General features: G+C 76.2%; 2 protein-coding genes and 1 pseudogene. All 3 read left to right on the plus strand.

Annotated elements, in window-relative coordinates:
- Positions 1-664 (plus strand): annotated as a pseudogene (locus HET64_RS37940) (DUF11 domain-containing protein); the annotation flags it as partial.
- Between the two features lie 31 nt (positions 665-695).
- Complete coding sequence (locus HET64_RS37945) at positions 696-1,487, plus strand: DUF4255 domain-containing protein (protein WP_215111771.1); 792 nt, start codon at positions 696-698, stop codon at positions 1,485-1,487.
- A partial coding sequence (locus tag HET64_RS37950) for an ATP-binding protein (protein ID WP_215111772.1) occupies positions 1,484-2,977 on the plus strand: 1,494 nt, incomplete at its 3' end. The genes HET64_RS37945 and HET64_RS37950, both read left to right, overlap by 4 nt.

Here is a 2,977-nt window from a genome sequence, read left to right on the forward strand (position 1 = left end):
GCCCCCGCCCCCGGCCTCGGACATCGCGGTACGGGCCGATGTCAGCCCGGACCGTACGTACGTGGGGCGGCCCGCCGCCGCCCGGTTCACGATCACCAACGCGGGCCCGGACACGGCGACCGGCGTCGTCCTCGGGACGGCCTGGCCGAGGACGGGCGAGTCGAGGGACCGGAGCCTGTCCGGTCCGAGCCGGTGCACGGCGGCGCGGCCCTGCACGATCGCCGCCGGTGCCCGGGTCGTGGTGACGCAGACGGCGACCTACCGGGCGGCGGTCACCGGTGATGTACGGGCCACGGTGCGCGGCACCCTGCCCGACGGGCGGGCGGCGAACAACCGGGACGTGGACCGGCTGAGGGTTCTCAAGCCCTCGCTGACGGTGACCCCGCAGGTGGCGAAGCCGGGGCAGCCGGTACTGGCCCGGGGCAAGGACTATCCGCCGGGCGAGACCGTACGTTTCACGTGGAACATCGGCATCACCGCGGACCGGTCCGGCGTACGGGTGGGCCGGGACGGCACCTTCGAGGTGCAGGTGCTGGTCCTGCGCAAGGACACGCTGGGCCCGCGCGTGCTGCGCGCCGAGGCCCGCGATCTCCCGCGCCTCCGGAAACCGGTCCTGGTCGTCCAGCACAACCTCCAGCCCCCGGACTTCGCGGGCCGGTCATGAGTGGGCTCTTCGCTTCGGAGGCGGTCGCCGGATGATCCATGAGGTGGACGACGTCCTGCGGGCCCTGATCCGGGCCGAGGTGTTGGAGGGCCGCCAGATCGCGGTGGTCTTCGACGCCCCGACCCGGGAGTGGGCGGCCAAGGTCAACGCCCCGATGGTCAATCTCTACCTCTACGACATCCGCGAGGACATGCGGCGGCGGGAGCGCGGCCTGCACAACGAGTACGACGAGCGCGGGGCGATCGTCGCCCGGCGCCGCCCGCCGCGCTTCTTCAAACTGTCGTACCTGATCACGGCGTGGACGAAGCGCCCCGAGGACGAACACCGGCTGCTCTCCTCCCTGCTGGCCTGTCTGCTGCGGTACGAGGCGCTGCCGCCGGAGCGGCTGGCGGGCTCGCTGGCCGAGGTCGGGGCCGCCGTCCCGATGTCGATCGCGCTGCCGCCGCCGGAGGACCGGTCGTTCGCCGATGTGTGGAGCGCGCTCGGGGGCGAGCTGAAGCCGTCGCTGGACCTGGTGATCAGCGTCCCGGTGACGGCTTCGCCGGTCTACGAGGCGGGCCCGCCGGTGGGCGACGAGGGGCTGCGGGCGCAGTTCGGGGACGTACCCGCGCCGGTTCCCGGGGAGGGTGCGGGCACGACGGAGACACAACCGGGGCGGCCGGGTCTGCCGGTGTACGGGTCGCGCCCCGGCCGGCCGGTCCGGGAGCCTTCCTCCGTGCCCCCGGGCGGGGTGCACGGACGGGCGGTGTCGCTGCGGATCACGGAGCGGCGGGGCACGCCACCTGAGAGACGGGGTACGCCACGTGAGAGAGGGGACGTATGACGCCGCTGGACGTCGTCGGCCCGGACCTCCGCCATCTGCTCGCCCGGGCGGCGGCCGTGGAGCGGCGCATCCGGCACGCGGTGGAGCTGCGGCGGAGCACCGATCCGGACCCGGACGACGACTTCCGGGGGCTGTATCTGACGGACGAGAACATCGTGCGGCTGCTGGACGAGGAGGGGGCGAGGGGGTTCCCGGCGCTGGGTGGGGGCGAGCCGGGCGCACCTCCGGCCGAGGGGGAGCCGGGCTCCCGACTGGCGTGCCTCGCCCGGGACTTCGGCCTCACTCCGCTCGACACGGAGATCCTGCTCATCGCGCTCGTACCGGATCTGGACGACCGCTTCGAGGCGTTCTACGGCTATCTGAACGACGACGTGTCCCGGCGCCGCCCGTCCATCGGACTGGCCCTGGGCCTGTGCGGCGCGGCCCTCTCCGATCCCGCGGCCCGGGCCCGGCTGGCGGCGGGGGCGCCGCTCCGGGCCGGCGGTCTGCTCCTGGCGGAGGACCTGCACCGCCCGTTCCTGAGCCGGGCGCTGCGAGTGCCGGACCGGGTGGCCGCGCACCTGCTGGGCGACGACACCCCGGACCCGCGACTGGCGGACCTGCTGGCCCCGTGGCAGGCCGTGCCCGGGGTGGGCGACCCTGCCCCGCTCGCCGGGGTCCTCGCCGACGGCGTCCGGCTGGCCTACCTGAGCGAGGACCAGGGCGGCGCGGGCACGGCGCTCGCCGCGTCGGCGCTGACGCGGGCGGGCCGGAGGGTCCTGGGCCTGGACCTGGCCCGGCTGGCGGAGGACCCGTCGCCCGCCGAGGCGGTGAGCGCCCTGGTCCGGGAGGCGCGGCTGACCGGGGCGGGCCTGGTCTGCGCGCCGCTGGACGCGGTGTCCAGGGAGCGCCCGGGGCTGCTCAGGCTCCTCACGGCCACCACGGCCACCACGGCCACCACGGCCACCCCGGCCACCACGGCCACCCCGGTCCCGACGGTCCTGGTGGGCCGGGCGCCCTGGGACGCGTCCTGGTCGGTCGCCCCGCCGCTGCTGCTGCACGCGCCCCGGGTGGAGCCGTCGGCGCGGGGGGCGCTGTGGCGGGACGCGTACGAGCGCGTGTCCGCGCAGGGGCACGCGCCTGAGAGCCGGCACGGCCACGGGTCCGGCCACGCGCCCGGGACGTCCGCGTCGCTCCCGCCCGCCATCGCCCCGGAGCACCTGCTGGCCCCGTTCCTCCTCACCCCGGAACAGATCACCGGGGCCGCCCGCTCAGCCGCCCAGGCGGCCCGGCTGGCGGGCGGCGAGCTCACCGCGGACCACGTACGGTGTGGCGCCCGCGCCCAGAACGCGGCGGGCCTGGACCGGCTGGCCCGTCGCATCGAACCCACGGTGACCTGGGACGACCTGGTCCTCCCGCCGGACACCCACACCCAGCTCCGCGAACTCACGGCCCGCGCGCTCCACCGTGACCGGGTGCTGGGCGAGTGGGGGATGCGGCCGGGCGGGGGC

This window comes from Streptomyces sp. McG3 (genome assembly GCF_018619185.1).
GTDB lineage: Bacteria > Actinomycetota > Actinomycetes > Streptomycetales > Streptomycetaceae > Streptomyces.